Source organism: Longimicrobiales bacterium, from assembly GCA_028823235.1.
Lineage (GTDB): Bacteria > Gemmatimonadota > Gemmatimonadetes > Longimicrobiales > Gaopeijiaceae > UBA2589.
Genome location: JAPKBW010000002.1, coordinates 143,135 through 162,381, shown reverse-complemented (window position 1 = coordinate 162,381; position 19,247 = coordinate 143,135). Strand labels below are relative to the sequence as shown.

Annotated in this window: 18 protein-coding genes; 7 read left to right on the top strand and 11 right to left on the bottom strand. The window is 61.8% G+C overall.

What is annotated here, in order from left to right:
- Nucleotides 1–468 (top strand): MOSC domain-containing protein, encoded by a 468-nt coding sequence (locus OSA81_01540; GenBank protein ID MDE0897677.1) that lies wholly within the window; start codon nucleotides 1–3, stop codon nucleotides 466–468.
- Here the strand turns inward: OSA81_01540 and OSA81_01535 are convergent.
- The 9 genes from OSA81_01535 to OSA81_01495 all read right to left on the bottom strand — a co-directional run bounded on the left by OSA81_01535 (nucleotide 465) and on the right by OSA81_01495 (nucleotide 8,991).
- On the bottom strand, nucleotides 465–1,655 hold the full coding sequence (locus OSA81_01535; GenBank protein ID MDE0897676.1) for a hypothetical protein: 1,191 nt from the start codon (nucleotides 1,653–1,655) through the stop codon (nucleotides 465–467). The two genes, OSA81_01540 and OSA81_01535, sit on opposite strands and share 4 nt — an antisense overlap.
- A gap of 2 nt (nucleotides 1,656–1,657) precedes the next feature.
- The gene (locus tag OSA81_01530; protein MDE0897675.1) at nucleotides 1,658–2,443 is read right to left on the bottom strand and encodes a tryptophan 2,3-dioxygenase family protein; all 786 of its coding nucleotides are present in this window, start codon (nucleotides 2,441–2,443) and stop codon (nucleotides 1,658–1,660) included.
- Nucleotides 2,444–2,608: 165 nt separating this feature from the next.
- Nucleotides 2,609–2,734: a hypothetical protein gene (locus OSA81_01525; GenBank protein ID MDE0897674.1), complete on the bottom strand. Its 126-nt coding sequence runs from the start codon at nucleotides 2,732–2,734 to the stop codon at nucleotides 2,609–2,611.
- Nucleotides 2,735–2,749: 15 nt separating this feature from the next.
- The gene (locus tag OSA81_01520; GenBank protein ID MDE0897673.1) at nucleotides 2,750–5,035 is read right to left on the bottom strand and encodes a bifunctional salicylyl-CoA 5-hydroxylase/oxidoreductase; all 2,286 of its coding nucleotides are present in this window, start codon (nucleotides 5,033–5,035) and stop codon (nucleotides 2,750–2,752) included.
- Nucleotides 5,032–6,201, bottom strand: coding sequence for an acyl-CoA dehydrogenase family protein (locus OSA81_01515; GenBank protein ID MDE0897672.1), 1,170 nt, complete (start codon nucleotides 6,199–6,201; stop codon nucleotides 5,032–5,034). The genes OSA81_01520 and OSA81_01515 overlap by 4 nt, the downstream gene beginning before the upstream one ends.
- A gap of 57 nt (nucleotides 6,202–6,258) precedes the next feature.
- Nucleotides 6,259–7,056: an enoyl-CoA hydratase family protein gene (locus OSA81_01510; protein ID MDE0897671.1), complete on the bottom strand. Its 798-nt coding sequence runs from the start codon at nucleotides 7,054–7,056 to the stop codon at nucleotides 6,259–6,261.
- Between the two features lie 2 nt (nucleotides 7,057–7,058).
- The gene (locus OSA81_01505; GenBank protein ID MDE0897670.1) at nucleotides 7,059–7,475 is read right to left on the bottom strand and encodes a RidA family protein; all 417 of its coding nucleotides are present in this window, start codon (nucleotides 7,473–7,475) and stop codon (nucleotides 7,059–7,061) included.
- A complete protein-coding gene (locus OSA81_01500; protein MDE0897669.1) occupies nucleotides 7,472–8,248 on the bottom strand; it encodes an SDR family NAD(P)-dependent oxidoreductase in 777 nt (258 codons plus the stop codon). Before OSA81_01500 ends, OSA81_01505 begins: the two co-directional genes overlap by 4 nt.
- Nucleotides 8,245–8,991 (bottom strand): creatininase family protein, encoded by a 747-nt coding sequence (locus OSA81_01495; protein MDE0897668.1) that lies wholly within the window; start codon nucleotides 8,989–8,991, stop codon nucleotides 8,245–8,247. Before OSA81_01495 ends, OSA81_01500 begins: the two co-directional genes overlap by 4 nt.
- A gap of 32 nt (nucleotides 8,992–9,023) precedes the next feature.
- Between OSA81_01495 and OSA81_01490 the strand changes: the two genes are divergently transcribed.
- The 4 genes from OSA81_01490 (at nucleotide 9,024) to OSA81_01475 (ending at nucleotide 14,536) form a co-directional block, all read left to right on the top strand.
- Complete coding sequence (locus OSA81_01490) at nucleotides 9,024–10,655, top strand: benzoate-CoA ligase family protein (protein MDE0897667.1); 1,632 nt, start codon at nucleotides 9,024–9,026, stop codon at nucleotides 10,653–10,655.
- A 30-nt stretch (nucleotides 10,656–10,685) separates the two neighbouring features.
- Entirely contained in the window at nucleotides 10,686–11,351 is a 666-nt protein-coding gene (locus OSA81_01485) for a uracil-DNA glycosylase (GenBank protein MDE0897666.1), read from the top strand.
- Nucleotides 11,352–11,388: 37 nt separating this feature from the next.
- On the top strand, nucleotides 11,389–12,969 hold the full coding sequence (locus tag OSA81_01480; protein ID MDE0897665.1) for an amidase family protein: 1,581 nt from the start codon (nucleotides 11,389–11,391) through the stop codon (nucleotides 12,967–12,969).
- A 307-nt stretch (nucleotides 12,970–13,276) separates the two neighbouring features.
- Nucleotides 13,277–14,536, top strand: a complete 1,260-nt coding sequence (locus tag OSA81_01475) for an isoaspartyl peptidase/L-asparaginase (protein ID MDE0897664.1) — start codon at nucleotides 13,277–13,279, stop codon at nucleotides 14,534–14,536.
- 194 nt (nucleotides 14,537–14,730) lie between these two features.
- Here OSA81_01475 and OSA81_01470 read toward each other — a convergent pair whose 3' ends face one another.
- The gene (locus OSA81_01470) at nucleotides 14,731–15,408 is read right to left on the bottom strand and encodes a class I SAM-dependent methyltransferase (GenBank protein ID MDE0897663.1); all 678 of its coding nucleotides are present in this window, start codon (nucleotides 15,406–15,408) and stop codon (nucleotides 14,731–14,733) included.
- On the opposite strand from OSA81_01470, the gene OSA81_01465 reads away from it, so the two are divergent.
- Nucleotides 15,407–15,628: a hypothetical protein gene (locus OSA81_01465; protein MDE0897662.1), complete on the top strand. Its 222-nt coding sequence runs from the start codon at nucleotides 15,407–15,409 to the stop codon at nucleotides 15,626–15,628. The two genes, OSA81_01470 and OSA81_01465, sit on opposite strands and share 2 nt — an antisense overlap.
- Nucleotides 15,629–15,836: 208 nt before the next feature.
- The gene (locus OSA81_01460) at nucleotides 15,837–18,578 is read left to right on the top strand and encodes a hypothetical protein (GenBank protein ID MDE0897661.1); all 2,742 of its coding nucleotides are present in this window, start codon (nucleotides 15,837–15,839) and stop codon (nucleotides 18,576–18,578) included.
- 444 nt (nucleotides 18,579–19,022) lie between these two features.
- On the opposite strand, the gene OSA81_01455 is transcribed toward OSA81_01460, so the two are convergent.
- Entirely contained in the window at nucleotides 19,023–19,238 is a 216-nt protein-coding gene (locus tag OSA81_01455; GenBank protein ID MDE0897660.1) for a hypothetical protein, read from the bottom strand.
- Nucleotides 19,239–19,247: the final 9 nt, after the last annotated feature.

Genomic DNA, 19,247 nt, shown 5'->3' with positions numbered 1-19,247 from the left:
ATGAACGGACGAGTAGAAGCACTCTGGACCAAGAGAGCGCACCGGGGGGTGATGGACCCCGCGGACGCGATCACCTTGGTCGAGGGGAAAGGCATCGATTCGGACGCGAACCTCGGACGCTCAAAACGTCAGGTGACGATTATCGAGAAGGAGGTACTCGACCAGATCATGGCAGATTTGCCGGACGTCGAGCCCGGCATGCGGAGAGCCAACATCATGGTGAGCGGGATCCGACTGGAGAACACCCGGGATCACATCCTGACCCTCGGTGGCGTTCGTATCCGGCTGTACGGTGAGACGCTACCGTGCGAGCGAATGGACGCTCAAGTAGAAGGATTCACCGCCGCGCTCGATCCGCACTGGAATGGCGGAGCCTACGGTGTGGTCCTGAACGACGGAGAAGTGAAGGTCGGAGACGCAGTCTCGATCGACGCCCCAGTGGCCGAATCGGTGACCGCCGGGGGCTAGAGGACCTCCGAAAGCACCGCAATCGCATCAACGATTTGCGCATCACTGTGATACGGCGCAGGCCCGAAGCGGAGCACCGTCCCGCGGGCATCCGTCCGCACACCTCGCTCGAGTAGCCGCGTGCATAACCCTCCCGCTTCGGGCGCTTCAAGTGCCAGGAAACCGGCTCGCTCGGTCGTCAACACGTCGTGACGCAGGCGTACCGTATCCGGATCGAGATCCAGGCTCCGGAAGGTCTCGGCCAGCAACCCCACCTGATGCTGGCTCACGGCCCTGAGAAAACTCGCATCCAGCCCCTGCTCTTCGAAGAATCCCATGACGGCCGCAGCGCGATACTGCGATGTTGGGTCATATGTAGAGCCCGCAAAGCGTGCTGAGCCAACGCCATAGGGCACCTCACCGGGCGTCCGCGCCACAGCGAGCTCAGCGAATTCCGCAAACCATCCGGTGACGACCGGGCGCATAGAGCACCCCGGAGGGACACGGAGGACACAGACTCCCTCGCCACACTGGAGATACTTGTAGCCCCCGCCGATGACGAAGGCTTGGTCCATGCCCTTGAGCGAGAAGGGGACGACTCCTAGGGAGTGATACGCGTCGACCAGCATCTCCGCCCCAACCGCGCTACACGCTTCCGCCACCCTAGAGAGACCCGAAGCGATCAGACCGCTCCCGAAGAGGACCGAGGATACCATGGCGCAGGAGGTCCGATCATCGACTTCAGCCGCGAGACGTTCGCCGAGCGTATCGACGGGGTCGGCCGAGACCTTAACGACTTCCACTCCCTCTTCCGCGAGTCGATCAAGCTGCCGCCGGACGGAGTAAAATTCTCCATCGGTCGTGACGATTCGAGGCCGGTCACGAAGCGGGAGCGCAGAGAGGAAGCGCACGACCAAAGCATGTGTGTTCGAGTCGAGTGTCAGGTCGCCCTCGCAGCCACCCATGAGCGTTCTGTATCCGGCACAGACACGGTCGACCTGCTCCTGGACCGCATCCCACTTCCCGTCTGCGTGTAGCGCAGCATCGAGCCATGCCTGTTTTTGACCTGCGAAGCCAGCGTCCGGCCAGGCCTGATGGGAATGGCCTGTGAAAAGAAGTTGTTCCGAGACCCGAAAGGACGAATAGTGCGGCGCCAGCGAGTTCTCGCTTGCCTGCAGCGACGTGAGCGTGTGGGGTACGGCAACCATGGCTAAAGCTGAGCCCGGATCTCCCACAGATCCGGAAAAAGCGAAGCGTTGAGGGTGCTGCGAAGATATGCGGCGCCCATCGAGCCTCCCGTGCCCATTTTCACTCCGATGGTCCGCTCGACCATCTTCACATGGCGATACCGCCACTCTTGGATCCCCTCGTCGAGATCCACAAGACGCTCGCAGAGGCTCGTGTTCGGAGCGTCATTACGGTAGATGTCGATCAGGACGCTCTGGATCCCGGATGAGGGCTCGACCGGAGCTACCACATCGCGCTCAAGATGCGCTGCGGGGATCTCGTAGCCCTGGCTCGCCAGGTACTGGAGCACGGCATCCCACAGGGTGGACTGGCCCCACCGCTCCTCAAGCGCGACCCGCGCTCGACTACCCTCGGGAAAGCGATCGAGGGCCGATTGCGACTTCTTCCCCAGGGCGAACTCGAGCTGCCGAAACTGATCACTCTGAAATCCGCTCGCGCTATCCAGTCGCTCCCGAAACGTCAGAAACTCAGTCGGTGTCATCGTCTCCAGCACGTCGAGCTGGGACACCATCACTTTCAAGATGGTGAGTACGCGATGAAGCGTCTTCTGGGCTCTGATCGAGTCTCCCGACCCCAGAAGTCGCTTACAGAAGTCCAGTTCGTGCAACACCTCCTTGAACCAGAGTTCGTAGACTTGATGGATGACGATGAAGAGCATTTCGTCGTGCTCGACCTCATCTCGCGGCTGCTGCAGCGAAAGAAGCTCGTCGATTCTCAGGTACTCCCCGTAAGTAACCGCCTCGGACATCGTCTCTCCTGAAATAGGTCGGCCGGGCTTCGCCCGACCGTTATACGACGGCGTACAGTGTGCCCCAATAGCCCATGTAGACCAACAACATACCTATACCCAACGTTCGACCAATCGGCCGAGCCTTCGAGGCACACAGCGCGAGGACGCCACTGGAGATCAGCATTACGGGGCCGTCGTTCGGGTGCCGAACTCTCCCTGAACCGTCCGATACGTGATCAGACCGAACACGAGCATGCTCGCAAGCGACACCGATACCAGAGTTAGGACCAGCTTGGTCCGGATATCCACAGAGTCCTCCGGTCCCTACTCGCCGCCGAAATGGAACTCGAAACGGGGCGTGTAGCGTTCAACCGACTTGTACTGATTCGGCCACGGCAAGTGATACCCCAGCATGTGCGCCGCGTGTCGGGTCCAGTACGGATCGAAAAGATGGGCGCGGGCAATGAGGCACAAATCTGCGCGCCCAGCGGCGATAATCGTATTCACGTCCATCCACGAGGAGATATTCCCGACCGCCATCGTCGAGATGCCGACCTCGTTCCGAACCCGGTCGGCGAATGGTGTCTGAAACAGGCGTCCGTACACGGGCTGCTGGTCAGGAACGGTTTGCCCCGAAGACACGTCCACCACGTCGCAGCCATGACTTACGAGCATCCGGGACACCTCTACGGTGTCTTCCGGCCCAATACCACCCGGCATCCAGTCGACGGCACTGACCCGAACGCTCATAGGCAGTTCGTCCGGCCACACAGCCCTGCACGCGTCGAACACTTCGAGGGGGAACCGCATGCGGTTCTCGAGTGATCCGCCGTACCCGTCGGCGCGCTGGTTCGTGAGAGGCGAGATGAAGGATGCGAGGAGATACCCATGCGCCATGTGGACTTCGAGCAGATCAAAGCCAGCCTCGTTCGCGTACTCGGTAGCCCTCACATAGTCCCGCAAGACCTCGTCCATGTCCGCGCGGGTCATCTCCCGCGGCGTCTGGCTCCGATCAGGGAAGTAGGGCAGAGGCGAGGCCGATAGCAGTTCCCATCCACCTTCGCGGAGCGGTTCACTGTCTCCCTCCCAGAGGTTTTTCGTAGCACCCTTGCGGCCTGCGTGTCCAAGCTGCATGGCGACCTTGGCCGGACTCTCTCCGTGAATGAAGTCCACGATCCGCTTCCACGCGTCGACGTGCTCAGGCTTGTACAGCCCCGCGCATCCGGGTGAGATCCGCGCCTCCGGCGATACATCGGTCATCTCGGCATAGACCATGCCCGCCCCCCCGACCGCACGGCTGCCAAGGTGCTGCAGGTGCCAGTCGCCAACAGTCCCGTCTACCGCCATGTACTGACACATGGGTGAGACGACGACACGATTCGGAACGACCACCTCTCGGAGCCTGAACGGGGTAAACATCGGAGGCGGCACCGGGCGGCGAGATACGTGCGTGCGGCTCTGAGTTTCCGCCTGATCGGCGACGAGCGCATCGACTGAAACCAGGAAATCTGGATCCCTGAGCCGCAAATCCTCGTGGGTAATCCGGAGACTGCGGGTCAGAAGGGTGAAGGCGAACTGGACTGGATCCAGATCCAGATACCGTTCTGTCGCCTCGAACCATTCCAGGCTGGCCTGAGCCGCTCGCTGCAACGATTCAACCGCTGGCTGACGCGCCTCCTGATAGGCAGACAGCGCTGCCTCGACCGATGACTCTGCGACAAGCGCATCTCGCAGGGCGATCGAATCAAGCATCCCAAGGCGGGTGCCCGAGCCAATGGAAAAGTGCGCGGTGTGCACCGCATCGCCCATGAGAACAACGTTGTCAACAAACCAGTTCTTGCACCGAATCGTGGGGAAACTGCGCCATACGCTCCGGTTCTCGATGAGTTCGTGACCGGCGAGCTCTTCGGCGAACAACTCCGCGCAGTAAGCAGTGACCATATCTTCCTGGGCGTCCTCCATCCCTGCCGAGCGCCAGGTTTCCTCTGTGCACTCGACGATGAACGTCGATCGACCCGGCTCATACTGGTATGCGTGAACGCGCCATAGTCCGTGTTCGTTCTCGCGGAAGTAGAACGTGAACGCGGGGAACGGCTTGGTCGTACCGAGCCACACGAAGCGATTGGGGCGCCAATCGAACGAGGGCTGGAAACGGTCGGCCAAAGCGTCCCTGACGGCGGAATTCGCGCCGTCCGCGCCGATAATGACATCGTAGTCTTCCGGAGCACTGCCCTCCTCACCAAACCCGGCGAACTCGGTCTCAAACCGAATATCGACGCCGAGTTCTGTCGCCTGTTCTTGAAGAACCGTTAGCAATCGCTGACGACTCATCCCGCTGAACCCGTGGCCGGTGGACCGAACTACATCGTCACCGTAATGAACGTCGATGTCGTCCCAACGAATGAAGTGATCGGTGATCGCTCGATAGGTCTCGGGGTCGGCGCTCTCCACATCGGCGATCGTGGCATCACTGAAGACAACCCCGAAACCAAACGTGTCGTCGGGAAGGTTGCGCTCGAGCACGACGACCTCATGAGAGGCATCCGCCCGTTTCATGAGAATCGAAAAGTACAGCCCTGAAGGGCCACCACCGACTACGAGAATCTTCACCCTTCGAGATCCGCGACTTCGGCTTTCGCTTCAGCAATCATCTGGCCGGCGATGATCAGGTGCTGGATCTCGGTGGTTCCCTCGTAGATACGCAGTGACCTGACCGAGCGGTACAGCCGGTCCAACGGATGATCCGCCAGCACCCCGCGAGCGCCGAGAATCTGAATCGATTCGTCGATGATCCGTTGCGCAGCCTCGGTCGCATATGCTTTCGCCATCGCAGCCTCGATCGTGATTCGATCGGCCCCGCGATCCTTCTCCCAGGCAGCCCGGTAGACGAGCAGTCGAGAGGCGGCCAGCTCGATGGCCATGCGCCCGAACTTCTCCTGGATGATCTGGAAGTCGGCGAGCGGCTGTCCGAACTGCTCGCGCCGCACCGCGTGTCCCAGCGCCTCACGCAACGCGCGCTCCGCCATTCCACACGAAGCAGCTCCAACGGTTGGCCGAAGCTGATCGAGCGTCGCCATACCGATCATGAAGCCACGCCCCTCGTCTCCGATCCTGTTGTCCACCGGCACCCGACACTCGTCGAACACGATCTTCCCGAGCGGGTGCGCTGCACTCATGATCTGCGGGCCACGGAAGGTCAGTCCCTCCGCGTCGGCCGGCACAAGGAACGCCGAAATGCCACGGCTACCCTGGTCCGGGTCGGTCGAAGCAAAGACCACGTAGTAATCGGCGATTCCCGCGTTGCTGATGAACCACTTGTGGCCCTCAATGACATAGTCGTCGCCATCGAGAACCGCACGGGTTCGCATAGAGGCGACATCGGAGCCGGCTTCCGGTTCTGTGATCGCGAAGGCACCCATGATCTCACCGGCCAGCGCCGGCTCGACCCACTGTGCGCGCTGGGCGTCCGTACCGGCGATCAGGAGCGGCGTGATGGCCAGCCCTTGGAGGGCCCATACCGCGTCGGCGAGCGGTGATGCCGCCGCCACGAGTTCACGCGCTATGCAACAAGCACGGAGGTCGCGATGGCCAATCGGCGCAAAGATGCCGGCAGCGCCCATGAGCTTCAGAAGCTCCCGGGCCTCTTCTCGCCCGGCAGCGTCATCAACGGGTTCAGGGCGCTCCGCGAGCTCGCGGGAGGCGAACGAAGCCACCTTGTCGTTCCACTCGTGGTGGGCGGACTCGAGAAATGCGCGGACGGAATGGATATCAGACATCTATGTCAGGTCTCCTGCGATTCCCCGCCAGCGGATCCAGGGAACCGAACACACGATTTAGAGAAAGTTCGCGGGACGCTTCTCGATGAATGCGTCGTAGGACTCGCGGAAGTCTGGGTGCAGCATAAGCGCCGCCTGAATCTGAGCCTCGGCCTCGAGCGCACCGGCGAGGTCCATACTCGCCTCACGATTCAGTGAGTCCTTGGTGATCTCGAGTGCGAACGAGGGTCCGCGAGCGAGCTTCTGTGCCAGCTCAGTTGCGGCTTCCACCACCGTACCGTCGTCCACGATTCGATTGTACAGTCCGATCCGATAAGCTTCGGCGGCGCTGATGAAGTCCCCCGTCATGAGTAACTCGCTCGCCTTCCCCATGCCCACGATTCGGGGAAGCATCCAGGCCGCGCCCATGTCAGCACCGGACAACCCCACCCGGGTAAATAGGTAGGCAATCTTCGCTGACTCGGTGCCGATTCTCATATCGCACGCAGTCGCGATTACGGCTCCCGCGCCGGCGACCGTGCCGTTCAGTGCGGCGACAACAGGCTTTCGGCACTTCCGAATCGACAGAATGAGATCGCAGGTCATCCGCGTGAATTCGAGCAGGCCCCGCATTTCACGCTCAAAGAGTCGGCCAATGATGTCCTCAACATCCCCGCCGGTGCAGAAGCCACGGCCAGTGCCCGTAAGCACGATGACCCGCACGTCCTCTTCGTCATGGAGAGCGTAAAAGGCGCGCCGGAGCTCGTCGTACACTTCGAACGTCAGTGCGTTGAGTCGATCTGGACGATTCAGCGTGATTGTCGCGACACCAGTGTCGGCGTCGAGCGAATACAAAAATGACTTGGGCTGGAACACGATCAACTCTCTCCGGATGCAGCGATCACTGCTGTGGTCTCGATTTCGACTTGGCCGCGGGGATCCACCAAGCGAGACACCTCCATCAGGGCCATTGCCGGGAAGTGCCTGCCCATGTGCTCACGGTAGACGCCACCGATCTCCTTTCGGGCCGCACGATACGCATCCAAGTCGGTAACGAAAACTGTCATGCGGCCGATCGACGAGGCGTCACCGCCAGCGGCAAAGACGATCGCGAGGGTCTTGGCGAGAGCGATACCGAATTGCTCGACAAAGTCATCCGTAACTACGTGACCTTCGGGCATGGCGGCGTCCTGACCCGCGACGAACAGCACCCGCCCTCCGGCCGGTGCCAGCATCCCGTTGGTCCAGCCCTTGGGCTCGCCCAGAGCCTCAGGGTTGATGTGCTCGTAACTCACGGCGTCTCCGAAGCATCGAGTATCACGAGTTCTCCGTTCCGGCCGCCCGATTCCTCGAGGCAAAGCGAGACGATTTCGTCTGCTACCTCATGAGCCCGGATCAGGCGAGGCTGGCCTGACTGCCCCAGCAAGGACATCAACGCCTCCTCCCACGACTTGCCCGTGTGGTGCATGATCCGAGAGATCGTCTCGTCGGTCAGAGGGGTGTCTACGTAGCCGGGACATACTGCGTTCACGGTGATGCCCTTCCCTTTGGACTCGATCGCCATCGCCTTCGTAAAGCCGACCACTGCGTGCTTCGCGGCGGTGTAGGCCGAGATGTACTTGTCACCTTCCAAGCCTGCGATCGACGCAACATTGACGATCCGACCCCACCGGCGACTCGCCATCTTTTCGTACACTGCCTGGCTGCACAGAAAGGTGCCGGTCGCATTCACATCCATGATGTGCTGCCACTCGGCGTGCGTGATTTTCGAGAGCGGGTTCGACGTGGCGGTCCCAGCGTTGTTCACAAGGATGTCGATGCGACCCATGGCCTCGGTCGCCGACAAGGCCAGATCGCGCACCTGACGCGGATCGGTCACGTCACAACGAAACGCGAATGCTTCCTGGCCGTTGCGCCTGATCTCGGACGCGATCTCGACCACCTGCGCCTCGTTCCTGGCGGCCAGCGAGACCTTCGCACCGGCCTTGGCCAATGCCAGGCCCGCGGCCGCTCCAATTCCTCGGCCACCTCCGGTGACCAGGGCGTTGTATCGACTGAGAGCGCTCATGCGCCCTCTTCAACAATGGCGTCGGCGAGCAGTGCGCCCAGCGTTTCGATGGTGGCTTGTCCCTCTTCGGCGGTGGCGTCCGCAGGCCAACCGAAGTAAGCCCTCGTTCCGCCGGCCTCTTCAAAAGAGGTGTGTCCCTTTCCGATGGCAGTCGACAACGAAGCCGGATTCGGCTCCAGCTCTCGCGCCTTGTCCTCACGAAACAGCTCAGGGTTCTCCGCGAGGACGATACTTCCCTCGAATCGACCCGCATGGCAGGCACCGGTCTGGAACTCCTCGGTGAGCTGCTCGGCATTGCGTCTTTGCGTGAGATCCAGAAAGACGATCCTGGACCCGGCGGGAGGGTCGGATGCAACGGCACGGAGAGCATCCACGTGCGTCGGATCGAGGTGCGCGTTCGCAATCGCCAACGTCGTGATCCCCTGCCCTTTCAGTGAAGTCGCGATCTGACGAATGAGGTCGGACACGGTGCGTTCGTCCACGCAGATCGTGCCTGGAAAGTTATCCGCAAAGCCAGCCGCGGTATACCACAGCGGCGGGAGAACGAAGGCCACAACCTCACGCTCGCCCAGCTTTTCCGCACAGGACCGGGCCATGGCCTCAGCGATTACCACATCCGTGCCGAGTGGCAGATGCGGGCCATGCGCTTCGACAGCCCCGACCGGAAGAATTGCGACGCTGCCGTCCGAGCGAGCATCGCGTACCTCCTCCCATGTCATCTCTGCGAGACGGTGAATCGACATCGCTCTGGGGCCGTGGGAGTGAGGAGCTACGATTGACCATCATTCTAGCTGTCACGTATCCTCACGCCATGACTGCAATACCACTACAACCGTTGAACATCTACGACCCGTTCGTCCGGCACCACGCCGAGCAGCACGGGGACCGGCGCGCACTCCTGACGGACCGCGGAGAAACGACCTACGGGGAGCTACACGAGCTGGCCGGCCGATACGCGACGCTCCTGCAGGAGGCGGGCCTGAAGCCGACCGACCGGGTGCTCATCGCCCTGCCGGACGGCGTGGATTATGTCGGCGCACTCTTCGGAATTCTCCGAGCGGGTGCCGTAGTAGTCATGGTCAATCCGCAATTGAAGTCGGATCAGACCAGCTACTTCCTCGACTACACCACACCGACCGTCGCCCTCGTGCATACCGAGGTATTCGACGAGTTCAGTGCAGCCGCGACGGAACTGAGCGCGCCCCCTGTGTTCCTCGAAGTGGGGACCGAGTCATTCTCGGAACGACTGTCTTCTGCCAGCCCCGAGCCTGCCTTCCATCCGACCCTCGACGCTCACGCGGCCATGTTCCTGTTCAGCGGCGGTACGACAGGGAATCCGAAAGCGGTCGTTCAGTCACATCGGTCGTTCCTGAATACGACCAAGCTCTACGGACAGGGGACGCTCGGCCTGACGGAAGACGACGTCACGCTCTCGGTACCCAAACTTTTCTTCGGGTACGCGACTGGAAGCAATCTCTTTTTTCCGCTCTATGCCGGTGCGACCGCCGCCCTGTTTCCGGAGCGCTGCACGACCGAGGCCTTCTTCCGCCGCATCGAGCAGTTCCAGCCGACCGTCCTCATCAACGTCCCGACGATGGTGAACAACCTGCTGGGCACCGAAGAACAGATCCCCGACCTCGCCGGCATTCGGCTGTCGACATCGGCGGGAGAGGCTCTGCCGGTCGAGCTGCATCGCAAGTGGGAAGAACAGTTCGGAATCCCGCTGCTCGACGGCCTCGGAACCGCTGAGATGTGGCACATCTTCATCTCCAATCGTCCAGACGACGTCCGACCCGGTACGCTGGGACGTGTCGTGGACGGCTTCGACGTCCGGTCATGTGATCTCGCTGGAAACGATGTCCCAGCCGGGGAAATGGGGATCATGCGGGTCCGAGGAGATTCTCTCGCAATCGGATATTGGCAGGATGATGAAAAAACGCGAGATGCATTCCAGGGCGAGTGGTATGTCTCGAGTGACATGATCAGCATCGACGCTGACGGCTACGTGACATACGGAGGGCGGGCCGATGACATGCTGAAGGTCAGCGGCAAATGGCTTTCTCCGCAGGAGTTGGAGAATTGTCTTCTCGAACACGATTCGGTGCGGGAGGCCGCGGTCGTCGGCGTGAAGACGCCGGACGGGCTCGTGAAGCCGAGTGCTTTCGTCATTCTCAATCGCGATTTTGCGGCTTCAGGTGATCTCGCGGGAGTGCTTCAGGACTGGGCCAAGAGTCGTCTTGAGCCCTACAAGTATCCTCGTGACGTGACCTTCATGACGGACCTGCCGCGGACCCACCTGGGGAAAGTCGACCGCGGCAAGCTATCTCGAGGCGAAGGTCGGTCCTCCGACGAGACGATCAAGGTCCTTTCGGACGGCATCGAAACAGCGGACAACCTCACCGCCTGACCAGGACGGCACGTTATCGATTTCGACGGTATTCAGGCCGAGGTCTGCGCGTGCCGCGCCTGCCCCCGACTCGTCGCATGGCGGGAACAAGTCGCCACCGAAAAGCGAGCCGCATACCGCGACGAGCCGTATTGGGGGCGTCCGGTCCCCGCCTTCGGAGACCCGAGTGGACGCGTGCTGGTCGTGGGCCTCGCGCCGGCGGCACACGGCGCGAATCGCACCGGCCGGATGTTCACGGGCGATCGTTCCGGCGACTGGCTGTACCGAGCACTTCACGGTGCCGGCTTCGCGAGCCAACCTACCTCCACCTCATTGGACGACGGGTTGGTTCTGACCGACCTCGTCGTGACAGCCGGTGTCCGTTGCGCGCCGCCAGCGAACAAGCCTACCCCGGCGGAACGCGACGCATGCCGCCCGTGGCTCGAGGCTGAACTGGACGTCCTGACGAACGTTCGTGTCATCGTGGTTCTCGGCGGCTTCGCTTATCAGCAGACGCTGCGAATCTTGGGAGATCGAGGGCTCTCGATCCCCAGGCCTCGGCCGAAGTTCGGGCACGGAGCCGAGGTCGAGGTGTCGGACGCACTCACGGTCCTCTGCTCCTTTCATCCGAGCCAGCAGAACACGTTCACTGGCAAACTCACCGAACCGATGTTCGACAATATCTGGAATCGCGCCCGAGCGTTAATCTCGAGGTAGCGTCGCGAGTCACCCTGCGGGCTCGTAGCTTGGCTGGATGACTCGACAAAGATCTCGCGCCTTCCGTGCGCTCGCCTCGGCCGCCGTGACCACGGCGATCTTCATCGCCATCCAGCCCGCCGTCCATGCCCAAGAGGTCGGCGGAGTCGAGCTAATCGAGCTCACGATTGCCGAGGCGCACGAGGCGATGCTCGCCGGAACACTTACGTCGCGCATGCTCGTCGAAGCCTACCTCGACAGAATCGACGCGTACGACCGGAACGGCCCGACGATCAACGCGATCATTCTCACGAACCCTCGTGTGTTTGCCCGCGCAGATTCACTCGATACCGCGCTCCGACGCAGCGGTGAACTCACGGGGCCGCTTCATGGGATCCCGTTCATCGTGAAGGACAACTTCAACACGCATGACATGCCGACCACCGGTGGCTCGGCATCGCTCGCAGGGTCGATGGCGGCGGATGACGCATATCAGGTCCGCAAGATTCGCGAGGCAGGGGCGATCGTACTCGCCAAGTCGAATCTGGCCGAGTTCGCGTTCACGGCGCTCGAAACCGTCGGGTCGATGTTGCCCGGATGGACCTTCAACCCGTACGCGCTGAATCGAGTGACGGCAGGATCGAGCGGTGGGACGGCCGCCGCCGTCGCTGCGAACATGGGCCTGATCGGACTCGGCAGTGACACAGGAAATTCGATCCGCGGGCCTTCCAGCCATCAGGCACTCGTTGGGATTCGCTCCACCCAGGGGCTGACCAGCCGCGCCGGCATCATGCCACTCTTCGCCCACAGGGACATTGGCGGTCCCATGGGACGGACCGTCGAGGACGTAGTCCGAGTCTTCGACGTCATCGCCGGGAGTGATCCGGTTGACGCCGTGACCGCGGAGGCCGATGCGCGTCGCCCTGCCTCCTACCTGACGGCTCTCAAGACAGATCTCACTGGGGTCAGAATCGGTGTCGCGAAGCAAATCGCTTATAAGCAGAGCGCAGACGTCGAGATTCTGGCACGCTTCGGAGAAGCGATCCGCGACCTCGAGCGGCTCGGTGCCACGGTGGTCCGCGACTTTGAAATTGCTGACCTCGCCGAGCTCCGGAGAGGGACCGGATGCTCACGCTTTCGATACGATATCGAGAACTACCTCGCGGGGATCCCCGATCCACCTGTCCGCACGCTGAAAGAAATCTCGGAGAGCGGTCGCGTCTATCGAACCGTGCTGCCCTCGGTGATGCGCTTCCTCGAGTTCGAGGGGACACCTGAGACGAACGAGCAGTGCATCCGCGGATTGGAGCAGGAGGCGCGATTTCGCGAGGGCCTTCGTGCCGCGATGGCCGAATACGACGTCGAAGCGATCATCTATCCGAGCTGGAGCAACCCGCCCCGTCTCGTCGGAGACATGACGACGCCCGCCGGGGACAACAGCCAGTATCCGGCCCCACCCACCGGCTTCCCTGCCCTGACGGTCCCAATGGGCTTCGTTCGCGACCAGACATTGCCTGCAGGCCTGCAGGTTCTCGGGGACGCCTGGTCCGAGCCACTGATCATTCGAATCGCATACGCGTACGAGCAGGGCACAATGCACCGGAAGCCACCACCAACTGCGCCACCATTGTCTGACTAACGCACGACGGTCGGATATCGGTCCCGGTAGCTATCGCGGCACCGGGCAGGGGCGCCGAGGTGTTCGCGTCGAGCACGGACCCGATGACTGTCTGACCGACAACGGGCCGGGCGGCGCTGAGTAGCACAACCGCGATGAACGTTCCGAACCACGTCCAGACAAGGCCCGCGGGCTTGTTGTAGTGGCTCATGAGCAAGGACTTGACGAGAGTACGACTCGAATGTGGCAACGATCTGGAGGGCGGGTCCAACCCGCACATGCTATGCTGTCGGCCTGAACGTGTCGTCTCCAACATGACCGTACTCCTATGGACCGTCGAAATTTCGTACGCACCACGGCAGCCGGTGTCGCCGCTGCTGCGACCCCGGCATCTCTGGAAGCAGCCTCCGGCCCTATCGGAAGCCTAACTTCGGGTGCTCAATCGGCGCCCGCGGTTCATCTGAGGCGTGCCCGCCCGCTTTGCATCGCGGATGTAAGCAGCGTGCGCTACACGAATGGTGGCACGGAGACGGGAATCGAGCGTGCGTACCGGGGAATCACCGAAGGTGAGGACATGCTCGACGCGATGGTCGCGGGCGTGAATATCCCTGAACTTGACCCGGAGGAGCAGGGCATCGGGTATGGAGGGCTCCCGAACGCAGACGGCGTGGTCCAACTCGACGCGTGCCTAATGCACGGCCCCCGACACTGGGCGGGGGGCGTGGCTGGCATAGAGGGGATCCGCACTCCGTCACTCGTTGCAAAGGCGGTCGCTGAACTCACCGATCATCATCTCATCGTGGGAGAGGGTGCGCGTGAGTTCGCCCGCTCGCTGGGCTTCGAAGTGGAGGACGACCTAAACACCCCCGCTTCGAGAGAGCTGTGGCTGGAGTGGCGCCGCCGCGTCGACCCCGGCCACTGGCTGGACCCCGAGGAACGGATCAACGGCATGAGTCGGACCGGTGAAGACACCGACCCGGATACCATCCGTCGCCGCGGAGGAATGCAGTATCGCGACCTCGAGCACGAAGCGCGCCTCATGAATTTCCAGGAAGCGGCCCTCGCGGCTGGACTTTCCATGGTGGACGACGGTCTGATCGACCCGGACTCATTCTGGGGTACAACCAGCGTCGAAGCAGTCTCCGCAGATGGCGACATCTGCGGCGTCACGACGACCAGCGGCCTTTCGTGGAAGATCCCTGGGCGGGCTGGAGACTCGCCTATCCTCGGCGCGGGTCAGTACCTGGACAACAGTGTGGGAGCGGCCGGATCCACCGGCCGAGGAGAAGCCAATCTTTACAACTGCGCCTCGTTCTTGATCGTCGAGTTCATGCGCCAAGGCATGTCCCCCAAGGATGCCGGCATGGCCGCCCTGACACGGATCAAGGACAACACCATCGAAAGCCGCCTCCTCAACGAGCGAGGGCTACCCAATTTCGACGTCCGCTTCTTCGTGCTGAACAAAGCAGGTGACTATGCAGGCGTCGCGATGTACGGGTCGGGCGAATCGATGTTCGCGGTGTGTGACGAGAACGGAGCCCGCGAAGAGGCACTGGAAGGGCTCCTCGACGGGTCGCCGCGGGGGTAAGGCCTCCCCGGCCATCAAGTCCGCCCCGGTCAAGTCGCCCATTTCCTCGCGGTCATCCGATACCAGCTGGTATCGGATGTGTCGGAGGGACAGCTCATCGCGAGCGGATGCAACACGTGCCACACCCCTGTTTCGGAAGAATGGCTCGGTCGGGTCCCGAGAGTCCGATCCTGATCGGTGACCACGCGTGGTCACTACTCCGGCTTCCTCGCCACGACCACCCCGATCGGTCCCGCATACCAGACCCGCTCCGCCAGGAAGCCTGAGGAGCGGAGAGCCGTCAGCTCATCTGCTAGTGGCAGGTAGGTGTCCTCCCCCGCCCATTCGCTGAAGTGCTCCCAAGCGCGCTCCTCAAGGATCCCTTCCGACACCATGTGGTCCGCCCAGCCTCGGTAGAGCAGTTCCTGCTCAGCGGCGTCTCTCGGCATCGTGGCGTCCGCGTTCACGAGCACGCCGCCCGGACGCAGCGCGGCGAAGGCTCTCTGGAACAGCAGTGTCTTTGCTGCGAGCGTCGGGATGTGATGCAAGGACAGTGAAGCCGCAAACGCATCGCACGGCGAAAACGGGTCGTCGAACGATCGAAGTGTAAACCGAACCCGGTCGCTGAACCGAGCAAGTCGATTTCGAGCCTGAGCCATCATCTCCGGATCCACGTCGAGTAGCTCGACGATGTCGACTGATTCCTGCCCGAGCATCACCTCCGACAGTCCGCCGGTCCCTGACCCGAGATCAACGACCAGATCAGGCTTCACAGACGCGACAGCCTCGGCTGCAACCTTGAGCATCGTTTCATACCCCGGAATGAATCGCCGAATGGTCGCATCGTATTCGTCGATTTCGAGGCGCAGGTGGTGTCGAACGGAATGAGACATGGCCCTGAACTATCAGCATCTCGCACTCGTCGCGAGTCTTCCCGTCACCCGCGTCAGACACAAAGCGGGGAATCGAAATACCATCCGGTACCCAGGGGGCACCGTGCAGCGCCACGTTGGTCACCTCGGCTGGACCTTGCTCGTCGCACTGCCGAGCACTGCTCAGGCCCAGTCACGCGGCAACCAGCCGATCACCGACGGCCATGGTGGACTGCACTAGACAGTAGCGCCGGCCACAGACCGGTGGGTACGCTTTACGCGTGCCCGCCCTAGTTTGTTGTCCTTGCCTCGCTCCCCCGGGACGTCTAGCCTCCGATCCCTCAGCGCTCCCGTGGGTTTGGGAGTATTTTGAGGACCATCGTGACGGCACGCTCCGACGTGTCGCCCACCCGCCGCATCACCCAAGTCGTCATCCGGAGTCGCTCCACATGAAGTCCCTCCGCCGTGTTCTGATCGTCGCCGCTGCAGTTGCCGGTGTCGCACCGACATCACCTGCCTTGGCTCAGTCCTTGGACGAAGCTGTCCTCACAAATCTCGAGTACCGTGAGATCGGCCCCACCCGCCAGAGCGGGCGCTTCATAGACATCGCCGTTCCGGCGGACGACCCGCACACGTTCTACATCGCGACCGCATCCGGTCACCTGTGGAAGACGAAGAATCGGGGGATCAGCTTCGACGTGCTCTTCGACGATCAACCCGACGTCTTCTCGATCGGCGCGATCGCGGTCTCGCAGACGAACTCCAGCGTCCTCTATCTCGGAACAGGCGAGGGCAACAACTCCCGCTCCTCCTACTGGGGCAACGGGATGTACAAGTCGATGGATGCAGGGGAGACGTGGACGAACATCGGGCTGCCGAACTCGGGCCACTTCGGGCGCATCGTGATTCATCCGACGGACGAGAACACCGTGTATGCTGCAGCTCTCGGACACCTCTACTCAGAGAACGACGAGCGTGGTCTTTACAAGACGACGAACGGTGGGCGCAGCTGGGATCAGGTGCTCGCGCCTCAGGTCGAGGGACGCACGATCGGGGTCGTCGACCTGGTCATGGACCCGACAAATCCGAACACGCTCTACGCGGCGACCTACGACAAGGTACGCCTCCCCTACACTTTCGATCTCGGAGGGCCGGGCAGCCGCCTCTACAAGACGACCGACGGTGGAGACAACTGGATCCAGATCGGTCAAGGTCTGCCGGAAGGCATGCTCGGTCGCATCGGCATCGACGTGTACGAGCGCGACCCGAACGTCCTCTATACAACGATCGAGAACGCCAACAAGGAAGGAATGTCCGACCAGGACCGTCGCCAGGAACTTCTGAACCACGAGGCCAGCCGAGGCATGATCGGTGGCGAGGTCTATCGCTCGGAGGACGGTGGACTCAACTGGGACAAGGTCAGCCCGGACGGAGAGTCGATCGGTGGTGGGCCCGCTTACTACTACGGGCAGGTCATCATCGACCCGAACGATTCGGACATCGTACACGTCCTCTCGGCAGCTTCATGGGGAACGTACGACGGCGGTGAGACGTGGGAGCGTCAGCCATACGGCTTCGGTGGCGACGACCACGCACTATGGATCAACCCGAACGACTCGCGTCACATCATCCTCGGATACGACCACGGCCTCGGCATCTCCTACGATGCCGGCGAGAATTGGTACCACCCGGACTTCCAGTCTCTCGCACAATTTTACGCAATCGGAGTCGACAATTCGCGCCCCTACCGGATCGCAGGCGGCCTGCAGGACAACGGCTCGAGCATGGGTTATCACACGAACCCTGCGGGCGGACCCATTCGCTTCGAGGCATGGGAGCGGGTCGGTGGTGGTGACGGGATGAACAACGAGATCGAGTGGTGCGAGAACCGCTACCTCTACAACGAGTCACAGTTCGGACCGATTGCTCGCACCGACCTCCTAACCGGAGAGAGGAAAGGCATCCGTCACCCAGACGGGGACATCCGCTATAACTGGAATGCTCCAATCCTCGTGTCTCCGCACGACTGCAACGTAGTCTTCCACGCAGGCAACATGCTCATGCGTTCGGAGTTCCGCGGAGAGAGCTGGGACATCATCAGCCCGGACCTGTCGAAGAACGACACTTCGACCCTGACCACCGGAAAGGGTGGGGACGGCAACATTCAGTACGGCACGATCACCACGATCGACGAGTCTCCGCTGAAGGCTGGACTGATCTGGGTCGGGACGGACGACGGCAACATTCAGGTCACCCAGGACGGTGGCGAGAACTGGACCCTCGTGAACGACAACGTGCCGAACAATCCGGAGTACTGGGTCAGTCGCGTCGAAGCATCTCACCACGACCTGGGTACCGCCTACATCTCCTACACGGGGCTCCGGAACGATGACTTCCGCCCCTTCGTCTACAAGACGACCGACTTCGGAGAGACCTGGACGTCACTGGCAGTCGGCCTGCCGAGCGGATCGGTGAACGTCGTCCGGGAACACCATCAGAATCCTGACCTGATCTTCCTCGGGACCGAGCTTCAGGTCTGGGTTTCGAACACCGGAGGGGAAAGCTGGACGAGCATGAAGCTCGACATGCCCACCGTGCCGGTGCACGACATGAAAATACAGGAGCGCGACAACGACCTGGTCGTCGGGACCCACGGCCGGGGCATTTACATCGCGGACATCGCACCACTCGCCGAGCTCACTCCAACCGTGCTCGCACAGAGCGCTCATCTCTTCACGCCGGAGCCTGAGGTCCGCTGGATCGCCACGGACCGCATGAACTACTCCTCGTCAAATTTCGACGGTGAAAGTGAGGAGCCCGGGGCTTCTCTTTTCTACTACCTGACGAATGACGCGGCAGTGACGCTGACCGTGTATCAGGGACACATTCCGATTCGTGTGATCGAACACGGCGGGACCGCCGGTATCAATCAGGTGCAGTGGGATCTGGAGAAGTGGATCGAGCGAACCACTGCAGAGCAGGAACGTCTTGCTGCGGCGGGAGACGGCGGTCGTGGAGGCCGCGGTGGCGGAGGCTTTGGTCGCGGAGGTCCATCAGCCGCTGAGCGCATGCAGTTCGTGATCAGCGACGCCGTGCCCGGCGAGTATCGAGTCGTACTCTCCGCCAACGGAATGGACTACGAAAGCACGGTCACGATTCTCAAAGACGAATGGTGGGCGGAGCGCCGCTAGATCCATGGCATCGACCCTCGATCCTTCATGTGTCAGTGCCCATGGGTCCCCTCCAATTCCTCAATGTCACCCCAGAGAGCCTTCGTAACATCGCTCATCGTCGGAGTCACCTCGCCGTGTCTGCCTGCGCAAACACGATCGAACCAGAGGCCGAGGCTACCGCAGTGACTTTAAGTGAGGCGTCGGGCGGCTTCCATTTCGTCCTTGAGATGGCCAGCTAGCCTGACTCTGGCCACGCCGGTTGCCTATCGTCCTACCGCCCGAGGTGCTGGTCTAGGAAGTCCGTGATCGAGAGGCTGGGCTAGTTCGCAAACGAGAGCGGGGTTTCGCCAAGCAAGGGCAACGGAAAATACACGTCGTTCTTTCAGAGCTTCGATCGGGTTCTGCATGCATATGGATAGGCCGGGGAACAGCTTCGCCACGATTAACCCGACCCCTTCAGGGTCACGCGCCGATCACAACTTCCGCGCAAGCAGCAACACGTGCCGCGACCAACTCCCGCTGGCCAACATCAATCCCGATCTGACCAGGGAAGTAGTCTCCTGTCTCCGACAGACCCAGATCTGCGAGTGGAGCGCCGTAGATAGCCTCAATCGTCCGCCAGACGGCGCACGGCACCTCGATGATCTCATCTGTCTGGTCGAGTGCCCCGGACCCCATCGAGGTCGT